Consider the following 19,770-nt stretch of genomic DNA (forward strand, 5'->3'; position numbering starts at 1 on the left):
GCAGGTACTGCAAGGGCCGTTAAACAGCTGGGATTAGGATTAAAGACATGAGCAATCGGGAAGCAGAGTTCGTGGTCGTTGACGTTCTGGGAACCAATGGTGGCGTAGACACGGAGGCGGAAGCTGAAGCCGCAGATCCGCAGGTTCGAGACGTAACCGTGCCGATGATCTACGCCGACGATCTAGCAGCTGTGCGCGGAGACGGAGTGTTTGAGACCTTCATGCTTCGCGATAGCCACGTGCGCAACCGGGAGCGCCATGCTATTCGCTTCCAACACAGCGCAGCGATGCTCGATTTGCCCGAACCGGAACTCGATCGCTGGTTCCGCGCTACTGACCTAGCCGTGGCGAGCTTTGAAGAGAAAAACGGCCCCGGACAAGAGGCCGCGCTGCGCTGGGTTTATTCGCGGGGACGGGAGTCCACGGGCCGACCGACCGGATGGGTAACCGTCGCGCCTATCAGTGAGCAGGTACTGCACGATCGGAAGCATGGCGTGCGAGTAATGACCGCTGAGAGGGGCTTTAGAATCGATCTTTCCGAGCGTTCGCCGTGGGCGCTTATCGGCGCTAAGACGCTTTCCTATGCGGCGAACATGGCGGCATTGCGCAGTGCAAAGACCCGTGGAGTGGATGACGTAATTTTTCTCTCCGACGAAGGACTGGTGCTGGAGGGGCCAACGTCCACTGTCGTTGTCGCAGAAGTAGATTCGGCGACGGGGGAGAGGCGACTCGTCACTCCTCCGACCCATGTCGGAATTCTCAAAGGCACGTCGCAGGCCGCGCTGTTTAAGCTGGCCGAGCAGCGGGGATGGAAAACCGAGGAACGAGTCCTGCGGGTTGAGGATCTGCTGAATGCTGCCGGAGTGTGGCTTGTCTCTTCCGTGCGTGTGCAGGCCCGAGTAATCCAATTGGATGGGGTGAGCCTGCCATGGCCGGAGGTTGCCGATGAAGTAGAGGCGATGGCCTGGGAGGCTGTAACTAGCTAAACTGGCTAAACCAGCTAAAACTAGCTAGTACCGGCTAGCCCACCACACGGGAAAGCTGAGCGGACTGCCAGGGAACCATCTCGCCGTCGATAAGGCGCTCGTCGACCCAGCCGAGATCGTTGTTCGGCATCAGACCATAAAGGCGCTTGCCGGGACCAAGATTGGTCGGGCCGGTCGCCGTCGCCATCGTCGACGCACTTTCCAGCTGCCAGGCGCGCTCATTCAGCGGACTGCCATAAAGGATCTCCACCATTCCGTCGGAGTGGGTGATGATCATCTCGATTTCATCATCATCGTTGATGCGCAGGAAGCCTGACTCGCGACGGCCCGGGGTCTCGGTCGGCTTTCCGTCGTCATCCATCCGCCAGGAACGGGAATCATAGCTGATGCGGTTTTCACCGTCGTGGGCGAAGACGACCTGCTGGCCGAAAGTGAATTCGTCCTCGCCGGGAGGTGCAGCCTGACCCTGACCACGCCACACACCGATAAGTGGCAGCAGTGCCAGTAGGCCGTCGTGTAGGTTTGGCCCCTTGCGCAGGTTGGCTGTGTCATCGGGGATGGGCAGATCGCCGAACTCCGGCAAGTTCTTGTCACTGGTGGACTTGGATTGTTCGGCGGCCAGGTTAACCGCGTCGTTCGCGTTGACTTTAAACTTCTTATTTTCTTCTTCAGCCATACCTGTAAGCCTATAGGCTGGGACGCTCCTCTTCACTGAGGGGTCGGGATCGCGGAGCCAGATCGGAGAGGCTGATTTTCGTGTAGACCTTTGAGGTCTCTACAAACAGGGATCCGCCGGAGACATAAATACGTTCAGGGTCGCCCCGCATAGGGAGGTTTTTGCCGGGGATGCTCAGGCTAAAAGCGTTGTTGATTCGATCCGCAATGCTGTCATCGAGTTTGTTTTCGTCGTTGACGTCTTTGGCTTTGATATCGAGCCCGTCGGGTGCAGAGAGAATCCTGATAGGCGTGATTTTCATGGTGCCTGCGACGATGCGCAGTTTCACTTCCACCTTGGCGGGCTTGGCAAACCCTTTGGGCTTGCCCTCGAAAATGGCCTCGGTCTCCCAACCGCCGCGCGGTGAAATATCGTCCAGGTTCTGGATCTGCAGGGCATCAATATCCATGCGATTGCCCAGTAATACGCCGTCGAGTTGTAGTCGGGTAAACACCTTGCGCGCTGGCGCGTTTTCAATTGTGCCGTTAAATACGTCTTCGGCGGAGACCGTGACGTATTGCGCCGAGGTATGCACGCTCATCAACCCGAACCCTGGCACGTCGACGTCATTGGCTGCCACCGTCACGGCTTGCAGTTCGTGGCTCAGTGCCGAGGCGGTATAGGGGAAGCCGGCTACCTGCACCTTTGGGGGATTTGCCAAATTGGAATCGGCGTAGAGCGCTTCGGAGATTTTGTGCTCCGCCCGGGCTGCGATCACGTTGTCTACGACTGCTGCCACTAAAAGCAGCACTACGAGGGCGACTGCACCGCGGAATGCGATCTTCTTCACCTTGCCGGTCACCCCCTTCTGGGCTCCATCCAAATACTTATCTAATAGCGCGGCGATCAATTGCGCTTTTTGGTTCTCTCCAAGGTTACAAGGTGCCCCAATGCCTTTTTATTGACGCCACGCTTCAGCCATCTCAATCTCAACCTAGGTGTAAGAATGCTGTCAATCAGCCCCATACATGCCGAATTTGGGGGACAATTGGCCACATGGCTATTACCTACAACACATTTGAAGACCTGTGGGAGCACTCCGAGGTGCTGGAGGGGGTCCACGAGGTGTTGCGTAAAGTCGCTGAGGCTGATGGCGTCGCCGCGATCAGCGAGGCTTTCGTCCGCGGTATGAACGAGGACTTTGGCCACAAGCACGTCATCGCCGTGAGCGATGAGTACGGCGCAGAAGACGCCGCTAAGGAGCGTGTGGTCGGCGTGCTGGCGATGGACCCGGATTTGGTGATTGAGCTGGCAGTCGCTCCAGAAGTGCGACATCGAGGGGTGGGTATCGCCTTGTTTGAAGCGCTGCGCGATCAGCTGGGAGTGAGCGGCGCGATCGATGTATGGGCGCATGGAGATTCCGCTGGTGCACAGCGTTTCGTTGAGTCGTTAAACGCCCGTCGTACTCGTGAACTACTGAAGATGTCTTTGGAATGCCTGCCGGCGACCAAGGCTGCCAAAACGCTTGAAGCTGAGAGCACGAAGGCAGAGGAACTCTGTGAGGAACACGGCATTGAAGTGTTGTCCTACAACGAATCGGTTGCTCGGTTTGACGCAGACGCAGTGGATGCTGAGTGGGTTCGGGTAAATAATGAGGCGTTTGCATGGCATCCAGAGCAGGGCGGATGGGACGTCGAACGCCTGCGGGCAGCCCGCGACACTAACTGGTTCGATCCGGATGGCGTGATTTTGCTTTGGGTTCGGGATCAGAAGTCGGCCGTCGAACGGGTGGGAATTCCCTGTCCCGCAGAAAGTGCAGTGGAGGACGCTAACGTCTACCGGCTGGTGGGTTTCCATTGGACGAAGATCCCGATGGAGGAAAAGGAAAAAGAGTCCGGTCAACGAGTAGGCGAGGTTTATGTTGTATGTCTCGCGGATGATGCACGGGGTAAGGGGCTGGGACAAGCCGTTACCCTATTGGGAATGAAGCTGCTCGTGGAAAACGGTTGTGGCCACATCGAGTTGTACGTGGAAGGAGACAATGCTCCTGCTGTTTCTACCTACAAATACCTCGGATTTGAGGTGGTACATACCGACGTGGTTTACCGCGGATGTTTGTAATAGCGACTAGATAATAGGTAAATAAAACCTTAACAAAACATATGGGTGGCGTAGTTTTGGCGTGGGCGGGGAGGCTTGCCTAGTTGTAAATTTGGTTAAATCTAAGTTAATTTGTGTCACTTTCTGCCACAAGGGGGTAGCTTTTAGGTGTGGTTTCCAAGAGGTGCTGGCACCAAAATGTCACCCAAAAATACACGCTATCCTGCGCCGATAGTAGAGTTCACTGTTTGTTAACCTACAGCACTCTTTAATTCAATAAGCGCCGATTAGATTTTCTGGTGACGCATGAACGGCCTCTGCATCTGCGGGCTGTTCTTGTATGACACTTTCTCTAGTTCTGACATTTTCGGAGGAAAACCTCGTGAAGTTCACCATGAAGCGCACCAGCGCTGCAGCTGCAACCATTATTGCTGGTTCCCTGATCCTGACCGGCTGCTCCAACGCTGACAACAACGAAAAGAGCAAAACCGAAAGCACCCGCGAGATGGAGGAGGCCTCCGGCGAACTGCGCGGTGAGGGCGCTTCTTCTCAGGACAACGCTGTCCAGAACATCTTCGGTCCGGCTTTCTCTGAGACCGGCGCTACCCTGGCTTACACCGCTTCCGGTTCCGGTGACGGTCAGAAGAAGTTCATCGCTGGCCAGGTCGACTTCGCTGGCTCCGACTCCGCTCTGAAGGACGACCAGATTGCAGACGCTAAGAAGCGCTGCAAGGGCAACGACGCTTGGCACCTGCCGATGGTTATCGGCCCGGTTGCCATCGCCTACCACCTGGAGGGTGTAGACACCCTGAACCTGTCCACCAAGACCATCGCCAAGATCTTCAAGGGCGAGATCAAGAAGTGGGACGACGAGGCCATCAAGGCTGAGAACGAGGGCGTTGAGCTGCCTTCCGATCCGATCCAGGTTGTTTACCGCTCCGACGAGTCCGGTACCTCTGACAACTTCCAGAAGTTCCTGTCCGCTTCCTCTGGCGAGTGGGATTCCGAGGGCAAGCAGTTCCCGACCAAGGTTGGTACCGGTGCTCCGAAGTCCAAGGGTGTCGCTGACCAGGTTGCTCAGACCAACGGTGCAATCACCTACGTGGAGGCTGGCTACGCTGAGGAGAACGACAAGATTGGCGTCGCCAACGTTGACTTCGGTGCTGGCCCGGTTGAGCTGAACAAGGAGAACGTCAACAAGGCGCTGTCCGAGGCTAAGTTCAAGGGCGAGGGCAACGACCTGGTTGTTGACTCCAAGGCTCTGTACTCCATGAAGAATGAGGGCGAGTACCCGCTGGTTCTGACCACCTACGAGATCGTCTGCTCCGCTGGCTACGACGACAACACCGCCAAGCTGGTCAAGAACTTCATGTACACCATCCTGGACAACCAGAATGATGACCTGGCTGACCAGGGTTACATCCCGCTGGACGGCGAGTTCAAGTCCAAGCTGGAAAAGGCTGTTGAGGCTCTGAAGTAGTCGCTTGTTCCTCAGCTAGCTTTTCTTTGAAGAGCTATCGCTGCAGGCCACGTTGCACTGTAACCCCCGCTCGTTTTGCGACCGGGGGTTACGGTCTGAATGCGGTGTCTGTAGTGACGAGAAACACTTCTTGCATTCATTCTTGTTTTAAATAACGACCTTTAAGGATCCCTCATGGCAAACGCCAATAAGGTTGAGGTCGCCAAGTCCACTGCGGCGAAGGGCGACACCGCTCAGCCGCAGAAAGACACCCAGCTGGTGGACAATAGTCAGCGCTCCGGCGGTGGCCACGTCAAGCGCCCTGGTGATGTCATCTTCGAAACTCTGGCAAAGACCTCTTCTATCCTGATCACCGTAATTATCGGACTGATCGGCCTGTTCCTGATCATGCAGGCAGTTCCCGCGTTGAACCGCTTGCGCGACGGTATTCTCAGCTTCTTTACCTACGGTGAACGTTGGAATACTGACTACGTCAACAACGACGGTGGCTGGATGCAGTTCGGTATTCCGAACCTGTTCTTCACCACGGTTCTAGTTTCCCTCGTTGCCCTGATCCTGGCTATGCCGGTTGCTCTGGGTATTGCTGTCTTCCTTTCCAACTACTGCCCGAAGAAGCTGGTCAAGCCCTTGGGCTTCATGATCGACCTGCTGGCCGCAGTGCCGTCCATCGTGTTCGGTATCTGGGGTGCCTACGTGCTCGGACCGGTGCTGGGCGACTTCTTCGAGTGGCTGTCCGGTTGGGCAGGTGGGTTCTTCCTCTTCAACTACCAGCAGGGAAGCTCCCCGCCATTCTCTACCTCCCGAAACATCTTCACTGGTGGCATCGTTCTGGCAATCATGATTCTGCCTGTGATCGCTGCTACTACCCGTGAGGTTTTCGTCCAGACCCCGAAGGGACAGATTGAGTCTGCCCTGGCTCTGGGTGCAACGCGGTGGGAAGTTGTTCGCATGACCGTGCTTCCCTTTGGTTTGTCCGGCTACATCTCCGGTGCAATGCTGGGCCTGGGTCGCGCGCTGGGTGAAACCATGGCGCTGTACATGGTTATCGCTAGTGCTCCGGACTTCCGCGGCTCGCTGATGGACGGTGGTACTACCTTTGCGACCGCCATCGCCGCTGCCGCACCGGAGTTCGACGATGAACTGAAGGCGGGCGCCTACATTTCTGCCGGCCTCGTGCTATTCCTGTTGACCTTCCTGGTTAACGCCGCCGCCCGCGCCGTTGTGGCGAAGAAGTAGGAGACGAGAACAATGACTGATGCAGTAGCTGTAGAAAAGAAGAAGTCCTCTTCGTCCTCCGACCTGTTCACTCAGATCTCTGGTAAGCGCAAGGCTGCCGACAAGGCCGCCACCATCATCATCTACTTTGCAATGACCCTGGCCCTGCTGCCTCTGGTGTGGGTGCTGTTCAAGGTTGTCAGCGAAGGCCTGCCGGCAATTTTGAATCCTGACTGGTGGATGTACGACATGGTCGGCCAACCCCGTAACAAGGCCGGCGGCGGCGCTATTCACGCAATCATCGGTACCCTGACCCAGGTTCTGGTTACTTCCGCATTGTCCATCCCGATCGGTGTGTTCACCGCCATCTACTTGGTGGAGTACTCCCGCGGTAATTTCCTCGGCAGGATCACAACCTTCATGGTCGACATCCTGACCGGTGTCCCGTCCATCGTTGCTGCCCTGTTCGTGTACGCAATGTGGATCACCATGTTTGGCTTCGAGCGCTCCGGTTTCGCCGTTTCCCTTGCTTTGGTGCTGTTGATGGTTCCGATCATCGTGCGCAACGCAGAAGAGATGCTGCGCGTTGTTCCAATGGACCTGCGTGAAGCCTCTTATGCACTGGGCGTGCCGAAGTGGAAGACCATCGTCAAAATCGTGCTCCCGACGGCTCTATCCGGCATTGTCACCGGCATCATGCTGGCTGTTGCCCGTGTGATGGGCGAGTCCGCACCGGTGCTGATCCTGGTTGGTTCCACCACCAAGATCAACTGGAACCCGTTCGAAGGTGGCCAGCAGTCCCTGCCGCTGTACATGGTTGACCTCTATGGCGCCGGAAGTAACGAGGTCGTGTTGGAGCGCCTGTGGGGCTGCGCACTGACCCTGGTGCTCCTGGTCGCCGTTCTGATGATTGGCGCCCGTCTGATTTCGAAGCGCTACTCGGTCAAGGTCTAAGGCGACCAAGAGCCTTAGCCCTGCCGGGACTAGAACAAAACAAAGCCTTTCCAATTGCACAAACCGACCACTCCATACATAGAGGGTGGCCAACCCTAGGACCCTAGGAGAACAACACAATGGCTAAGCGCCTAGACCTCAATGACGTCAACATTTACTACGGCGATTTCCACGCCGTTCAGAACGTCAACCTGCACATCCCGCCGAAGGCAGTTACCGCCTTCATCGGCCCGTCCGGCTGTGGCAAGTCCACAGTGCTGCGCACCCTGAACCGTATGCACGAGGTAATCCCCGGTGCTTATGTCAAGGGTGAGATCCTGCTCGACGGTGAGGACATCTACGGCTCCAAGATCGACCCAGTGGCCGTCCGCAACACCATCGGCATGGTTTTCCAGAAAGCTAACCCGTTCCCGACGATGTCCATCGAAGAGAATGTCGTTGCCGGCCTGAAGCTGTCGGGTGAGAAGAACAAGAAGAAGCTCCGCGAGGTTGCAGAGCGTGCACTGCGTGGCTCCAACCTGTGGGACGAGGTTAAGGATCGTCTGGACAAGCCGGGCGGCGGCCTCTCCGGTGGTCAGCAGCAGCGTCTGTGCATCGCCCGCGCTATCGCTGTCGAGCCGGAAGTTCTGCTGATGGACGAGCCTTGCTCCGCACTTGACCCGATCTCCACCCTGGCAGTCGAGGATCTGATCCACGAGCTGAAGGAAGACTTCACCATCGTTATCGTGACGCACAACATGCAGCAGGCAGCCCGTGTGTCCGACCAGACCGCTTTCTACTCCCTGGAAGCTACCGGCAAGCCCGGCAAGCTGGTCGAGGTGGGTCCGACCAAGCAGATTTTCGAGAACCCGCAGCAGAAGGAGACCGAGGACTACATCTCCGGTCGCTTCGGATAAAACTCAATCTTCGCCTGGCCTACAGGCAGGAGAGGAAATAGAGAATCCACACAGTGTCATATTGGCCGGTTCATGCTGAGCCTGCCACCCACTAGCGGGGTTCCGGGTACACCGGAACCCCGCTTTTGGCGTCAATAGCAAAAAGAAACGGCATACTGGAGGCAGTGAAGGCCCCGCAACCAGAAAGGAAGCACCATGTCTGGCACAGAGCCTAGCCCGAAGGCACCGGCAACCCTCCACATCGTAGTGATGGGAGTAAGCGGCAGCGGCAAGACAACGTTGGCACGCGCCATCGCCGAGAAGACCGGCTGGCAGCTCCAAGAAGCAGATGACCTGCACCCGGAGGGCGCATTGGAGATCCTGCAAGACGGCCGACTACCCGCTGAGCACCATCGCAAGAAGTGGTTGGGCACCGTGCGGGACTGGATCGCGGGAGAGGCCGCTAAAGGGAACAACACGGTGACAGCCTGCACCGCACTGCGCATTGACCACCGGGAGATCTTAAGCGACATCGGGGAGGGTGCGACGGTGTTCTACGTGCACCTATACGGCACCGAAGATGTACTTGCAGAGCGGATGGAAAATCGGGTTGGCGATGTTGACATGCCACGCGAACTTTTGGTCGCGCAATTGGAGGATCTACAGCGCCTCACGCCGGGGGAGAAGGGCATACAGCTCGATGTACGCCGTACCCCGGAACAGTTGCTCGATGATTCCCTCAACGCTGCCATGTTTGCCCAAAAGGCCTACAGCAGCTAGCGGATTCTACTAGTAGTCGAAGTTCGTGTCGTAGCGATAGCGCAGTTCGTCGAACTTCTTACGGAAGCGCTCCTCGAGTTCATCGTCCTCTTGCTTTCGCTGGTACTCCTCCGGAGTGAGACCCGTGGCAATGAAGACGATGCGATTGCCGATTTCCACCGCATGGTCCGAGTAGCGCTCCAAGTAACGGGAAAGCAACGTGATGTCTACAGCCTCACGCACGGAATGGGGCCAGTCTCGCTGAGTAGTGAGCTGAAAGAGGTGGCGGTGGATGTCGTCGATCGCGTCGTCATCCTTGATGAGATCAAGCGCAGTCTGAACATTGTGATCGCGTAGCAGCTCTTGGATCTTCTCCGCGGATTGGTCGCACTGGCGCGCCATTTCTTCGATATAGGGGCGTAGGGGTGCCGGTACTGCATTTTCTGGATGACGCCGCCGCGCCACCTTCGCCACATGCACCGCAAGCGCGCCCATGCGGGTGAAATCCTCGACAATATGCTGGCCTGCGACGACGAAGCGCAAGTCGCGCGCAACAGGTGCCTCGAGAGCCAAAAGTTGGAAGGCCGCCGCAACCGAATTGACGCGAAGATCCTCCAGCGTATCTATGCTACTGAGAACCTTCTCCGCGAGCTCGAGATCAGTTTCCAGGAGAGAACGAGTGGCGGAATTGAGGGTAGTGCGAACGAAATCCGCCATGAGTGAAATGTTGTGGTTAAAGTCCCGGAGCTGGTTTCGGTACTCTTTGCGCATGCCCAGCACTATAGTCTGTGGTTTTTGATTGTGCTGGCGTTCAACCCCCGATGTTTAGCCCCTACAAATGACCTTAGGGTTTAGCCACCGCTATTTTCGATGTCGGCACCATCGGGCACCGTCTCATCCTCCGGGTCGTCCAGCCAACCATCGGGCAGCGCAACCTTAGCTGGGGAGCCTTGGCGACCGCGAGCACCATCGGCGTCCTCGGCCAAGGCGGGTGAGTCCCAAACCTCACTCAAAGCAGTCTTCAACTCATCCAGGCTGCTGACTCGCGACAGGCTGCGGCGCAGTTCGCCGCCAGCTGGGAAGCCGCGGAGGTACCAGGTCATGTGCTTGCGTAGATCCCGGCAGGCTTTCTGCTCACCGTCGTGGGCCGCCAGAAGCTCGGCGTGTCGAAGGATGATGCGAGCGACTTCTCCCAAGGTGGGTTGAGAGGGGATTGGCAGCCCGCGTAGCTCTGCCGACAGTTCTGCGAATAGCCACGGCCGCCCCAGGCACCCCCGGCCAACGACGACGCCATCACAGCCGGTCTGTTCCATCATTGCCCGGGCATCTGTCGCCTTGAAGATATCGCCATTTCCCAGAACGGGAATGCCAGTGTGAGCCAGGTGTTGCTTTAGGCGCGCGATCTCATTCCAATTCGCGTGGCCGGAGTATCGCTGCGCAGCCGTGCGACCGTGGAGCGCTACGGCAGCCGCGCCTTCTTCCACTGCGATGCGACCTGCATCCAGATGTGTGTGGTGTTCATCGTCGATGCCGACGCGCATCTTTACGGTGACCGGGATATCCGTACCTTCAGTCGCTTTGACCGCTGCAGCGACGATGTTGCCAAAGAGCTTGCGCTTATAGGGCAAGGCGGAACCGCCACCGCGACGGGTGACTTTCGGCACGGGACAGCCGAAGTTCATATCGATATGGTCGGCGAGGTTCTCGTCGACAATCATCTTTGCTGCCTTGTAGGTGTACTCCGGGTCAGTCGTGTACAGCTGCAGGCTTCGCGGACTCTCGTCCGGAGCAAAGGTTGTCATATGCAGAGTTTTCGGATTGCGCTCGACCAGCGCTCGCGCAGTTACCATCTCGCATACATAGAGGCCGGCGACAGAGCCCATGCGCTCGCGTTCTTGTTCGCGGCACAGGCTGCGAAAAGCGACGTTCGTCACGCCGGCCATGGGAGCCAGAACCACAGGGGAGTCGAGCTGCATCCTGCCGATCTGCAGCCCCCGGAAGCCGGTGGTGTTTTGCGGGCGATCGGAACTGTGTTGGCCTCGAACGGCAGTATTAGCAGGGGTGGCACTGCTGGTTGCGCGGTTCGCGGTGGTGGAGGTGGGGGTTGCGGTCGATGTAGTCACGGGCACCATTCTCACACTGGGGAGGGAAGAATACCAAAGGGCGTCAAGAGCTGCCGTAAAACATAGGCCGAAGTAGCAACATTGATTGTTCAACAATAGGCTGGACGGTGAAGGCGAGCTAAGTCACATTTATGTAGGCTGAGAAAACAAAGCGGAGAAACCGCTACTCGCTACACCGCAATCGAGGAGGAACCGATGTCTGAGCGCATTGCCAACGAGTTTTATAAGTCCAAGGTCGTTTCTGCGGAGGAGGCGGCGCAGTTCGTCAACCATGGAGACAAGGTTGGCATGTCTGGCTTTACCGGCGCGGGTTATCCCAAGGCTTTGCCTAGCGCCATCGCGAAGAAAGCTAAGGAGCTGCATGAGCGAGGCGAAGACTTCCAAATCGACGTGTTTACCGGAGCTTCCACCGCTCCCGATTGCGACGGTGTACTGGCGGAAGCGGACGCAGTGCGTTACCGCACCCCGTACGCCTCTGACCCGACGATGCGCAAGAAGATCAACGCGGGTGAGATCCTGTACCAGGACATCCACCTTTCCCACCTGGGTCAGCAGGTAGAGGAGGGCTTCTTCGGCAATCTCGACGTCGCCGTGGTGGAGGCTGTGCGTATTGACGAAGCTGGCAACATCATTCCTTCCTCGGCTGTGGGTAACAACGTGGAGTACCTAAACTCTGCGCGCAAGATCATTATCGAGGTGAATGAGTGGCAGTCTCTCGACCTGGAGGGCATGCACGACATTTACAAGATCCAGGATCTGCCTAACCGCACCCCAATTCCGATCAACCGCCCCGGCGACCGCATTGGCACCACCTTCATTCCAGTCGACCAAAACAAGGTCGTAGCTGTTGTAAAGACCAACGCGGAGGATCGCAACGCACCGTTCAAGCCGACCGACGAGATCTCCGAAAAGATCGCCGGCCACTTCCTAGATCTGCTGGAGGGAGAGGTTGAGGCAGGGCGCCTCACGTACGACGGCTACATTATGCAGTCCGGCGTCGGAAACGTCCCGAACGCTGTGATGGCAGGCCTGCTGGATTCTAAGTTCGAAAACATTCAGGCCTACACCGAGGTGATCCAGGACGGCATGCTGGATCTTATCGACAATGGCAAGATGACCGTCGCCTCCGCTACTTCTTTCGCGCTATCTCCGGACTATGCAAAGAAGATGAATGAAGAGGCTAAGCGCTACCGCGAGCACATTGTCCTGCGTCCGCAGCAGATCTCTAACCACCCTGAGGTAATTCGCCGCACTGGTCTGATCGCGTCTAATGGCATGATCGGTTGCGACATTTACGGCAATGTGAACTCCACCAACGTGGCGGGCTCTCGGGTTATGAATGGTATCGGCGGCTCCGGTGACTTCACGCGTAACGCGTTCCTGTCCACCTTTATCTCGCCGTCCACAGCGAAGGATGGTGCGATCTCCGCGGTCGTTCCTTTCGCTTCCCACATTGACCACACGGAGCACGACACGATGGTCGTAATCACTGAGTATGGTTATGCCGATCTGCGTGGTCTCGCGCCGCGTCAGCGCGTCCCGAAGATCATCTCCATCGCTCACCCGGATTATCGTCCGCTGCTGGAGGAGTACTACGAGCGTGCGTGCTCTGAGGGGCACTATCTGCAGACTCCGCACGATCTGAAGACCGCTTTCGATTTCCACATCAACCTGGCGGAGAAGGGCTCTATGAAGGGCTAAAGCCGGGTTCATGGCTGGGCGCATGTCTGTTGCGCGTAGCTATGTGGTGGGGGCAATTTTCTGCTTCGCATAGGCGTTAGATAGAATGCTCCCCGTTGGGCCTTTAGCTCAGTTGGTAGAGCTACGGACTTTTAATCCGCAGGTCGTGGGTTCGAGCCCCACAGGGCCCACATTCACAATTACCCCGTCGGGGCGCTTCCATGGAGATCATGGTCGCGCTGTGGCGGGGTTTTGTTTTTGTCGGCTGGGAATTAGTGCGCGGACGTTGGAACAATCTTGCGCGAAATTCCGTTGAGAGTGACATGTCAACATTGTTTTCTTCCTTGAACCTTGGCCGTTATAACTTGAGCAACCGTGTGACCATGGCAGCTCTGACACGTCAGCGTGCAGGCCACAGCGGCCTGCCGAGCGAACTGCATGCGAAGTACTATTCCCAGCGCGCCAGCGCCGGGCTGGTCGTTACCGAAGGCACCTTCCCCGCGTGGACGAATCGTGCGTTTCCGGGCCAGGCGGGCATTGCAAGCGATGAGCACGCGGCTGGATGGCGCGACGTGGCTAATGAGGTGCACAACGCCAACGGAATTATTTTCATGCAGATCATGCACGGTGGACGCACCAGCCACCCGGATCTCATTGATGGAGCTCAAGCAGAAGCGCCCAGCGCGCTGAATTGGGATGGGCAGGTTCGTGGATTCGCTGGAAAAATGTCGGCTCCAGTGCCGCGCGCACTGGAAACAGAGGAAATTCCGCGAATCGTAGAGGAATTCCGCAGCGCTGCACGGCGGGCTATCGACGCGGGAATTGACGGCGTGGAGATCCACAACGCAAACGGCTATTTGCTTCACGAGTTCTTGGCACCTTCGTCCAATCAACGCGAGGATGAGTTCGGCGGCAGTCCGGAAAACCGTTGGCGTCTGTCGGAAATGGTAATCCGCGCGCTAGTAGAAGAAATCGGCGCCGACCGCGTGGGAGTGCGCTTCTCGCCAGGGCACAATGTGCAAGGGGTCATTGAGGAAGACGAGGCGGACATGGTGGCCACATATGGAGGTCTACTGGATGCCATCGCCCCGTTGAACCTTGCTTATGTGTCTTTCCTGCACGCGCACCCGGAAAGCGAGCTGATCTCGACTCTGGCAAACAAGGCTCGCGCTAACGGTGTGACAAAGGTACTCATGAACGACGGTTTCGGCACCGTGACTACTCAGGAGGATGCGCAGCGTGAGCTAGAGCTGGACTACGTGGATGCTGTCGTAGTCGGCCGTCAGTTGATTGCCAACCCGGACTTGGTGCGCCGCTGGCGCGAGGATTTGCCCCTCAATGAGCCAGATCAGTCCACGTTCTACGTGGGTGGTGAGCGTGGCTACACGGATTACCCGTCTGTCTCTGATTAGTGCGTAGTCGTAGCGGGGTAGGGGGGCTGCTTTGCCCACCTCAACGGGCGATTTGTTCTGTCGCTGGCCCCTGGTTTAAACTGATCAAGCTGCTAAGCAAGCCTGCGGTGATTCGCTGGCTTACTTTGTAGAGCTCCCATCGTCTAGAGGCCTAGGACCCCGCCCTTTCACGGCGGTAACACGGGTTCGAATCCCGTTGGGAGTACGGCCCTGTGGCGCAGTTGGTTAGCGCGCCGCCCTGTCACGGCGGAGGTCGCGGGTTCAAGTCCCGTCAGGGTCGCAAGTTAAGAGCTTTTTGGAGTCTTTCCGGCGTTTGTGCGCCGGGAGGGCTCTTTTTCTTTTGCTTTCTTTTTGACGCCCACATTCTCCAAGCGGTTCATACTTCGCCAGTGAAGCGAAGTTATTCCAGAAACTGTCGTTGAACAGCTGATTTGCCTTAGAAGTTTGTCACTGTGTAGAGTTTATTCTCGTGCAACAGACGGCTTAGACAAGTTGTTGTCTGGTCGTTTTATTTAGTTGTGCAGGCAATGTTGGCCCTGTGGCGCAGTTGGTTAGCGCGCCGCCCTGTCACGGCGGAGGTCGCGGGTTCAAGTCCCGTCAGGGTCGCTTCGATGTTCGAATCGGAAGCGGTCGAGCACGAAGGCCAGATAGCTCAGTTGGTAGAGCGTTCGCCTGAAAAGTGAAAGGTCGCCGGTTCGATCCCGGCTCTGGCCACATTCCAACCCCGGTAGCAATGACGCTACCGGGGTTTTGCTGTGTTTCTGCCTCTGTGCGTCAACGTACACTGGCGGTGTACGACATGGACGCTATAAACGTTGTTTCGGTACTGAGTAGTCGAGTGCCGAGTAGTCGAATGCAGCGTAGTCGAGTACAGAGCAAACGGCAGAGAAGCGAAAGGAAAGACACCGCAATGTCAGTCACGAAGAGTATTGTTCACGATGAAGACCAGGGTCGTTTTGTCATCTACGTCGATGACCAGGAGGCTGGCTTTGCAGAGTACTCCCAGGCTGATGGGGTACGAGACTTCAACCACACTGTGGTGGATCCGAAGTACCGCGGTCAGGGCTTGTCTAAGCCTCTTATTAGTGAGGCTCTGCTGGGTACAAAGGAGGCGAACCTAAAGATTAAGGCCAGCTGCTCGGCTGTCGCGGCGTTCGTGGAGAAGAACCCGGAATTCAAAGAGCTGCTGGCCTCGTAGCGTCCCACTGAGAAAGGTCTCGAAGGGAAAGCTCCGCAGGGGCGCTGTGGTGAACGCTTAGATGTTGTTCTGCATGTCGTCGACCCACTTCACGGCGTCCACCAGCGGAGTGTTCTGCTCCGGCTTGCGGGGACGAATCTTTGCCGGAATGCCGGTGAGGATTGAGTGTGGGGGAGCATCCTTGGTAACCACGGCGTTGGCGCCAATCGCGGAGCCCTCGCCGATGGTGATGGGACCCAGAACCTTTGCACCAGCACCGATCATCACTCCATTGCCGATGGTTGGGTGACGCTTGCATTGAACAAGCTCGGACCCTCCCAGGGTTACCCCGTGATACAGCATCACGTCATCGCCGATTTCCGCTGTTTCACCGATGACCACTCCCATGCCGTGGTCGATAAAGAACCTCCGGCCGATGGTGGCGCCCGGGTGGATCTCAATGCCGGTTAGGGCGCGAGTGGCCTGGCTAATGATGCGGGCGATGCTGCGGTGGCCGCGCGTCCACAGTGCGTGAGAGACACGGTGCGCCCAGATGGCGTGAAGGCCGGAGTACACGATGGCGTTTTCCACGTCGCCACGGGCCGCTGGGTCGTGCTCGCGGGCATTGTTAAGATCCTCGCGGATGCGTCCAAGAATGCTCAAGGGTGTGGTCTTTCGGTCGGAGGTTATAGAGGGGCGGGAGATAGGTGCCCTAAAGAACTTTCGCAGCCACTATAACGAGAAGGCGCTGCCTCCTATTTCACCGCAAGGCGGAAAAAGGGGGGTAGCGCCTACTTCTGTGGCTGGGATGCTGGGCGGAGAACTAGTCGCGCAGGTCGTCGAACAGCAGGGTGGAGACGTAGCGCTCGCCGAAGTCCGGAACGATAACGACGATGGTCTTGCCCTCGTTCTCGTCCTTCTTGGCCTCTTCTAGTGCTGCCCAGACGGCGGCACCGGAGGAGATGCCGGAGAGAATGCCCTCGGCCTTGGCTAGCTCGCGTGCGGTCGTGGTGGCGTTCTCCAGCGGAACATCGATGACGCGATCCAGGATGTCCTTGTTGAGGTTCTCCGGGAAGAAGTTGGTGCCCAGGCCTTGGATCTTGTGCGGTCCGAAGCGGCCTTCGGTCAGCAACGGGGAGTCTGCTGGCTCTACGCCAACGATCTCGATCTTTTCGTTCTTTTCCTTCAGGTACTTCGCTGCGCCGGAGATGGTACCGCCGGTGCCCACACCTGCAACGAAAATGTCTACCTCGCCGTCGGTGTCTTCCCAGATCTCTGGACCAGTGGTGTTGTAGTGGATCTCTGGGTTGGCCGGGTTAGCGAACTGGCGTGCCAGGATGGCGTTATCGGTGCTCTCAACGATCTCGTTGGCCTTATCCACCGCGCCCTGCATGCCGCCGGGGCCGGGGGTTAGTACGAGTTCTGCGCCCAGGGCGCGCAGCATAATACGACGCTCGTTCGACATGGTCTCCGGCATGGTCAGGACAACCTTGTAGCCCTTTGCAGCGCCAACCATTGCCAGTGCGATACCGGTATTGCCGGAGGTTGCCTCGACAATGGTGCCGCCCGGCTTCAACGTGCCATCCTTCTCAGCTGCCTCGATGATGGCCTTACCGATGCGATCCTTCACCGAGTTGGCCGGATTAAAAGCTTCTAGCTTCAACAGCACATTAGCCTTCAGGCCTTCGCCGAAGGCGCCCAGCTTAACTAGGGGAGTGCCGCCGATGAGCTCGGTGATGTTGTTGTAAATCTTCGCCATGGGGGCGATCCTTTCATTCTAGACTGATCGGTCTATATTGGGTAGTCTACACCTCTTTGTCGGCCTACACCACTGTTGAGTTTGGCCGCTCTCTCGTGACGCCCTTTCGCACCCAAAGCTTTGCCAGAATCTCAGACGCAGATTCAGGGGATTTGGTTCAATGGCAACCATGACTTCCGAAAACCAAACTTCAGTAAACCCCGTGAACCCCGACCAGCCTTATGAAACCATTCAGGTAGCCGTCAATGGTGCCGTCGCAACGATCACTCTGGACCGACCAAAGGCACTTAACGCGCTGAACAGTGCTGTGCTTTCCGAAATCGTTCCGGCTGCTCAGGCGTTGGATGCCGACCCGGCGATTGGCGCAATCGTTATCACTGGCAGCGAAAAGAGTTTTGCTGCCGGTGCTGATATCAAGGAAATGAAGGACGAGGTCTACCCAGAGGTAGCCGAAAAGCGCCTCTTTGGAGATTGGGAAAAGTTGGCCCAGCTGAAGACCCCGCTGATCACCGCGGTCTCCGGATTTGCTCTCGGCGGCGGCTGCGAACTAGCTATGCTGGGCGATATTCTGCTGGCTAGCGAGTCCGCCAAGTTCGGACAGCCGGAGATCACATTGGGCATTATTCCGGGTATGGGTGGCACCCAGCGACTAACTCGTGCCGTGGGGAAGTACAAGGCCATGGATCTGATCCTTACTGGGCGCATGATGGATGCCGAGGAGGCTGAACGCTGTGGCTTGGTTTCCCGGATTTTGCCGGCAGAGGGCTTCGCCGACGAGGTTCAAAAGGTAGCGGCGAAGGTTGCAAGCATGTCCCACGTTGCATTGGCCGCCGCCACTGAGATGGTGGACGAGGCATACCGCTCGACTCTGGATGAGGGCGTGGAGGCTGAGCGCCAGCAGTTCTGGCGCCTGTTCGACACTGCGGATCAGAAGGAAGGCATGGCCGCTTTCGTGGAGAAGCGTAAGCCGGAGTGGAAGCACCGCTAGGCGCTAGTCCCCAAACATTGCCAACCCCTCCTTGGTTAAACCTGGCACAATTGCGGCTATGGCACATTCCAAGCAAGTCAACCGCACCATTGAACTGTCCATTCACGAGGTCTACGAGGTTGTCTCGGGCGAACGGTTCCTTCTGACCGATGAGGGAATGGTTGACAAGTCGGACTCTCAAATTGTTGAGGCGGAGCGGAAAGAGCTCCCCGATGGTCGAGTGTGGGCGCGGGTTGGCGTGAGGGCGTCCCAAAAAGAGCTAGAAGAGCTTTCCGAGGACAAGAACAAGCCCCTAGCTTTCCAAGAAACCTATGTGTCGCAACTAGACGAAGAAGGTGCGTTCGAGGCGACGTCGACGATGGAGCTGCCGATGGGGATGGGGACAATGGAAACCCGTTTTATCTATGCGGCGGCGGATTCAGACCTGACAACGGTCGAGGCGATCCTCACGGCAAAAGCATCAATCCCATTGATCTCAGGCAAGCTGGAAAAGCACCTGCTCAAAACTTCGGACAAGGTTGTCGACGATAGCCTGGCGCGCATTCGGAATCTAAGTGTCACGGAGGCTCAATAAGACCCCAAAAAGGTTAGGAGTGGATGTGCACCTTTTTGCTGATGAAAGCATGGGGGCAGTTTTGGGGGTAGCTAGGGGGTGAACTATACTCCCTACTCACACGGCGTCTATGCCCGCGAAAGGCTAGGCGCCACAGGTCAAGTTTGAGGAGTGAACAGGTGGACCAGCAGCGGCAACGCGATGACGAAGATGTCATCATTTCTGCGCTGAATTCTCTAAAAAACGCGACTGGCATCCCGGTGACGATGTACGCGGCGAGCTCCGCCGAAGGAAAGCTGCGGATCTCCAAGTGGGTAGGGCTGCGCACGCCGGCGCTGCACAACCTTGAGATTGCACCAGGCGCAGGCGTCGGTGGCCGCGTCGTAACCACCCGCCGTCCCGTAGGAGTCTCCGACTACACCCGGGCTAAGTCCATTAGCCACGACTTTGACCGTCACATTCGAGATGAAGGACTGCACTCCGTAGTTGCCGTGCCCGTGATCGTGAAGCGCGAGGTGCGGGGCGTGCTGTATGCGGGCGTGCACTCTCGTGCTCGCATGGGAGACAAGGTGCTCGAAGAGGTCACCATGACCGCGCGTTGCCTGGAGCAGGACATTGCAGTCAATGAGGCGCTGCGTACGAATGAGGCCGGTCGTGGTGCAAACGCGGCGGCGTCCTCCACAAATAAGCAGGTGCGATCGATGTCCGGCGCCGAATGGGAACAGGTGCGCGCCACTCACAGCAAGCTTCGCATGCTCGCAAACCGTGTGGGTGACGATGAACTGCGGCGAGATCTTGAAGTCCTATGCGACCAAATGGTCTCCCCGGTGCGCGTGAAGCAGACCACCAAGCTTTCTGCGCGTGAGCTGGATGTTTTGGCCTGCGTGGCTCTCGGCCACACCAACGTGGAAGCCGCAGCCGAGATGGGGATTGGTGCAGAGACGGTGAAGAGCTACCTACGCTCTGTCATGCGCAAGCTCGGAGCGCACACTCGCTACGAGGCTGTTAACGCGGCACGGCGTATCGGCGCACTGCCCTGATCTAGCCCTGTTTC

General features: G+C 57.5%; 19 protein-coding genes and 5 tRNA genes. 18 read left to right on the top strand and 6 right to left on the bottom strand.

Annotation, left to right across the window (positions count from 1 at the left end):
- Positions 1 to 47 precede the first annotated feature (47 nt).
- Complete coding sequence (locus tag AC06DS_RS04765) at positions 48 to 986, top strand: aminodeoxychorismate lyase (protein ID WP_477101140.1); 939 nt, start codon at positions 48 to 50, stop codon at positions 984 to 986.
- Between the two features lie 34 nt (positions 987 to 1,020).
- On the opposite strand, the gene AC06DS_RS04770 is transcribed toward AC06DS_RS04765, so the two are convergent.
- Positions 1,021 to 1,662, bottom strand: a complete 642-nt coding sequence (locus AC06DS_RS04770; RefSeq protein ID WP_293791127.1) for a heme-binding beta-barrel domain-containing protein — start codon at positions 1,660 to 1,662, stop codon at positions 1,021 to 1,023.
- Positions 1,663 to 1,672: 10 nt separating this feature from the next.
- Entirely contained in the window at positions 1,673 to 2,503 is an 831-nt protein-coding gene (locus AC06DS_RS04775) for an LmeA family phospholipid-binding protein (protein WP_477101141.1), read from the bottom strand.
- 194 nt (positions 2,504 to 2,697) lie between these two features.
- Here AC06DS_RS04775 and mshD point away from each other — a divergent pair, with 194 nt between their 5' ends.
- The 6 genes from mshD to AC06DS_RS04805 all read left to right on the top strand — a co-directional run bounded on the left by mshD (position 2,698) and on the right by AC06DS_RS04805 (position 9,045).
- Positions 2,698 to 3,762, top strand: coding sequence for a mycothiol synthase (gene mshD, locus AC06DS_RS04780; protein WP_473963478.1), 1,065 nt, complete (start codon positions 2,698 to 2,700; stop codon positions 3,760 to 3,762).
- A gap of 361 nt (positions 3,763 to 4,123) precedes the next feature.
- A complete protein-coding gene (gene pstS, locus AC06DS_RS04785) occupies positions 4,124 to 5,221 on the top strand; it encodes a phosphate ABC transporter substrate-binding protein PstS (RefSeq protein WP_477101142.1) in 1,098 nt (365 codons plus the stop codon).
- A 174-nt stretch (positions 5,222 to 5,395) separates the two neighbouring features.
- Positions 5,396 to 6,457, top strand: a complete 1,062-nt coding sequence (gene pstC, locus AC06DS_RS04790) for a phosphate ABC transporter permease subunit PstC (protein ID WP_293791130.1) — start codon at positions 5,396 to 5,398, stop codon at positions 6,455 to 6,457.
- Positions 6,458 to 6,469: 12 nt separating this feature from the next.
- Positions 6,470 to 7,390 carry a phosphate ABC transporter permease PstA gene (pstA, locus tag AC06DS_RS04795; protein WP_293791131.1) on the top strand — a complete coding sequence of 307 codons (921 nt, stop codon included), beginning with the start codon at positions 6,470 to 6,472 and terminating at the stop codon, positions 7,388 to 7,390.
- A gap of 119 nt (positions 7,391 to 7,509) precedes the next feature.
- Positions 7,510 to 8,286, top strand: coding sequence for a phosphate ABC transporter ATP-binding protein PstB (gene pstB / locus AC06DS_RS04800; RefSeq protein ID WP_293791132.1), 777 nt, complete (start codon positions 7,510 to 7,512; stop codon positions 8,284 to 8,286).
- 195 nt (positions 8,287 to 8,481) lie between these two features.
- Positions 8,482 to 9,045: a gluconokinase gene (locus AC06DS_RS04805; RefSeq protein ID WP_293791133.1), complete on the top strand. Its 564-nt coding sequence runs from the start codon at positions 8,482 to 8,484 to the stop codon at positions 9,043 to 9,045.
- Positions 9,046 to 9,054: 9 nt separating this feature from the next.
- Here AC06DS_RS04805 and phoU read toward each other — a convergent pair whose 3' ends face one another.
- Both phoU and dusB read right to left on the bottom strand, forming a co-directional pair.
- Positions 9,055 to 9,795, bottom strand: coding sequence for a phosphate signaling complex protein PhoU (gene phoU, locus AC06DS_RS04810; protein ID WP_477101143.1), 741 nt, complete (start codon positions 9,793 to 9,795; stop codon positions 9,055 to 9,057).
- An 80-nt stretch (positions 9,796 to 9,875) separates the two neighbouring features.
- Positions 9,876 to 11,000 carry a tRNA dihydrouridine synthase DusB gene (dusB, locus tag AC06DS_RS04815; RefSeq protein ID WP_476727890.1) on the bottom strand — a complete coding sequence of 375 codons (1,125 nt, stop codon included), beginning with the start codon at positions 10,998 to 11,000 and terminating at the stop codon, positions 9,876 to 9,878.
- A 342-nt stretch (positions 11,001 to 11,342) separates the two neighbouring features.
- Here dusB and AC06DS_RS04820 point away from each other — a divergent pair, with 342 nt between their 5' ends.
- The 8 genes from AC06DS_RS04820 (at position 11,343) to AC06DS_RS04855 (ending at position 15,437) form a co-directional block, all read left to right on the top strand.
- Positions 11,343 to 12,848 (top strand): acetyl-CoA hydrolase/transferase family protein, encoded by a 1,506-nt coding sequence (locus AC06DS_RS04820; protein ID WP_473963475.1) that lies wholly within the window; start codon positions 11,343 to 11,345, stop codon positions 12,846 to 12,848.
- A gap of 97 nt (positions 12,849 to 12,945) precedes the next feature.
- A tRNA-Lys gene (locus AC06DS_RS04825) sits at positions 12,946 to 13,018 on the top strand.
- A gap of 132 nt (positions 13,019 to 13,150) precedes the next feature.
- The gene (locus AC06DS_RS04830; protein WP_477101144.1) at positions 13,151 to 14,239 is read left to right on the top strand and encodes an alkene reductase; all 1,089 of its coding nucleotides are present in this window, start codon (positions 13,151 to 13,153) and stop codon (positions 14,237 to 14,239) included.
- Between the two features lie 132 nt (positions 14,240 to 14,371).
- Positions 14,372 to 14,444: transfer RNA gene (locus tag AC06DS_RS04835), tRNA-Glu, on the top strand.
- A 1-nt stretch (position 14,445) separates the two neighbouring features.
- Positions 14,446 to 14,519 (top strand) — tRNA-Asp (locus tag AC06DS_RS04840).
- 252 nt (positions 14,520 to 14,771) lie between these two features.
- Positions 14,772 to 14,845 (top strand) — tRNA-Asp (locus AC06DS_RS04845).
- A gap of 35 nt (positions 14,846 to 14,880) precedes the next feature.
- Positions 14,881 to 14,953 (top strand) — tRNA-Phe (locus AC06DS_RS04850).
- Positions 14,954 to 15,149: 196 nt separating this feature from the next.
- Complete coding sequence (locus AC06DS_RS04855) at positions 15,150 to 15,437, top strand: GNAT family N-acetyltransferase (RefSeq protein ID WP_477101145.1); 288 nt, start codon at positions 15,150 to 15,152, stop codon at positions 15,435 to 15,437.
- A 57-nt stretch (positions 15,438 to 15,494) separates the two neighbouring features.
- On the opposite strand, the gene epsC is transcribed toward AC06DS_RS04855, so the two are convergent.
- Together epsC and cysK are read right to left on the bottom strand one after the other, a co-directional pair.
- Positions 15,495 to 16,079 carry a serine O-acetyltransferase EpsC gene (gene epsC, locus AC06DS_RS04860; protein WP_293791138.1) on the bottom strand — a complete coding sequence of 195 codons (585 nt, stop codon included), beginning with the start codon at positions 16,077 to 16,079 and terminating at the stop codon, positions 15,495 to 15,497.
- 160 nt (positions 16,080 to 16,239) lie between these two features.
- Entirely contained in the window at positions 16,240 to 17,175 is a 936-nt protein-coding gene (cysK, locus tag AC06DS_RS04865; protein WP_476727878.1) for a cysteine synthase A, read from the bottom strand.
- 160 nt (positions 17,176 to 17,335) lie between these two features.
- On the opposite strand from cysK, the gene AC06DS_RS04870 reads away from it, so the two are divergent.
- The 3 genes from AC06DS_RS04870 to ramA all read left to right on the top strand — a co-directional run bounded on the left by AC06DS_RS04870 (position 17,336) and on the right by ramA (position 19,756).
- Entirely contained in the window at positions 17,336 to 18,163 is an 828-nt protein-coding gene (locus AC06DS_RS04870) for an enoyl-CoA hydratase-related protein (protein WP_448307142.1), read from the top strand.
- A 58-nt stretch (positions 18,164 to 18,221) separates the two neighbouring features.
- Positions 18,222 to 18,737: a DUF2505 family protein gene (locus AC06DS_RS04875; RefSeq protein WP_477101146.1), complete on the top strand. Its 516-nt coding sequence runs from the start codon at positions 18,222 to 18,224 to the stop codon at positions 18,735 to 18,737.
- Positions 18,738 to 18,895: 158 nt separating this feature from the next.
- Positions 18,896 to 19,756, top strand: coding sequence for an acetate metabolism transcriptional regulator RamA (gene ramA, locus AC06DS_RS04880; protein WP_293791142.1), 861 nt, complete (start codon positions 18,896 to 18,898; stop codon positions 19,754 to 19,756).
- The last annotated feature ends 14 nt before the right edge of the window (positions 19,757 to 19,770 follow it).

Source organism: Corynebacterium sp. TUM25015, from assembly GCF_056393505.1.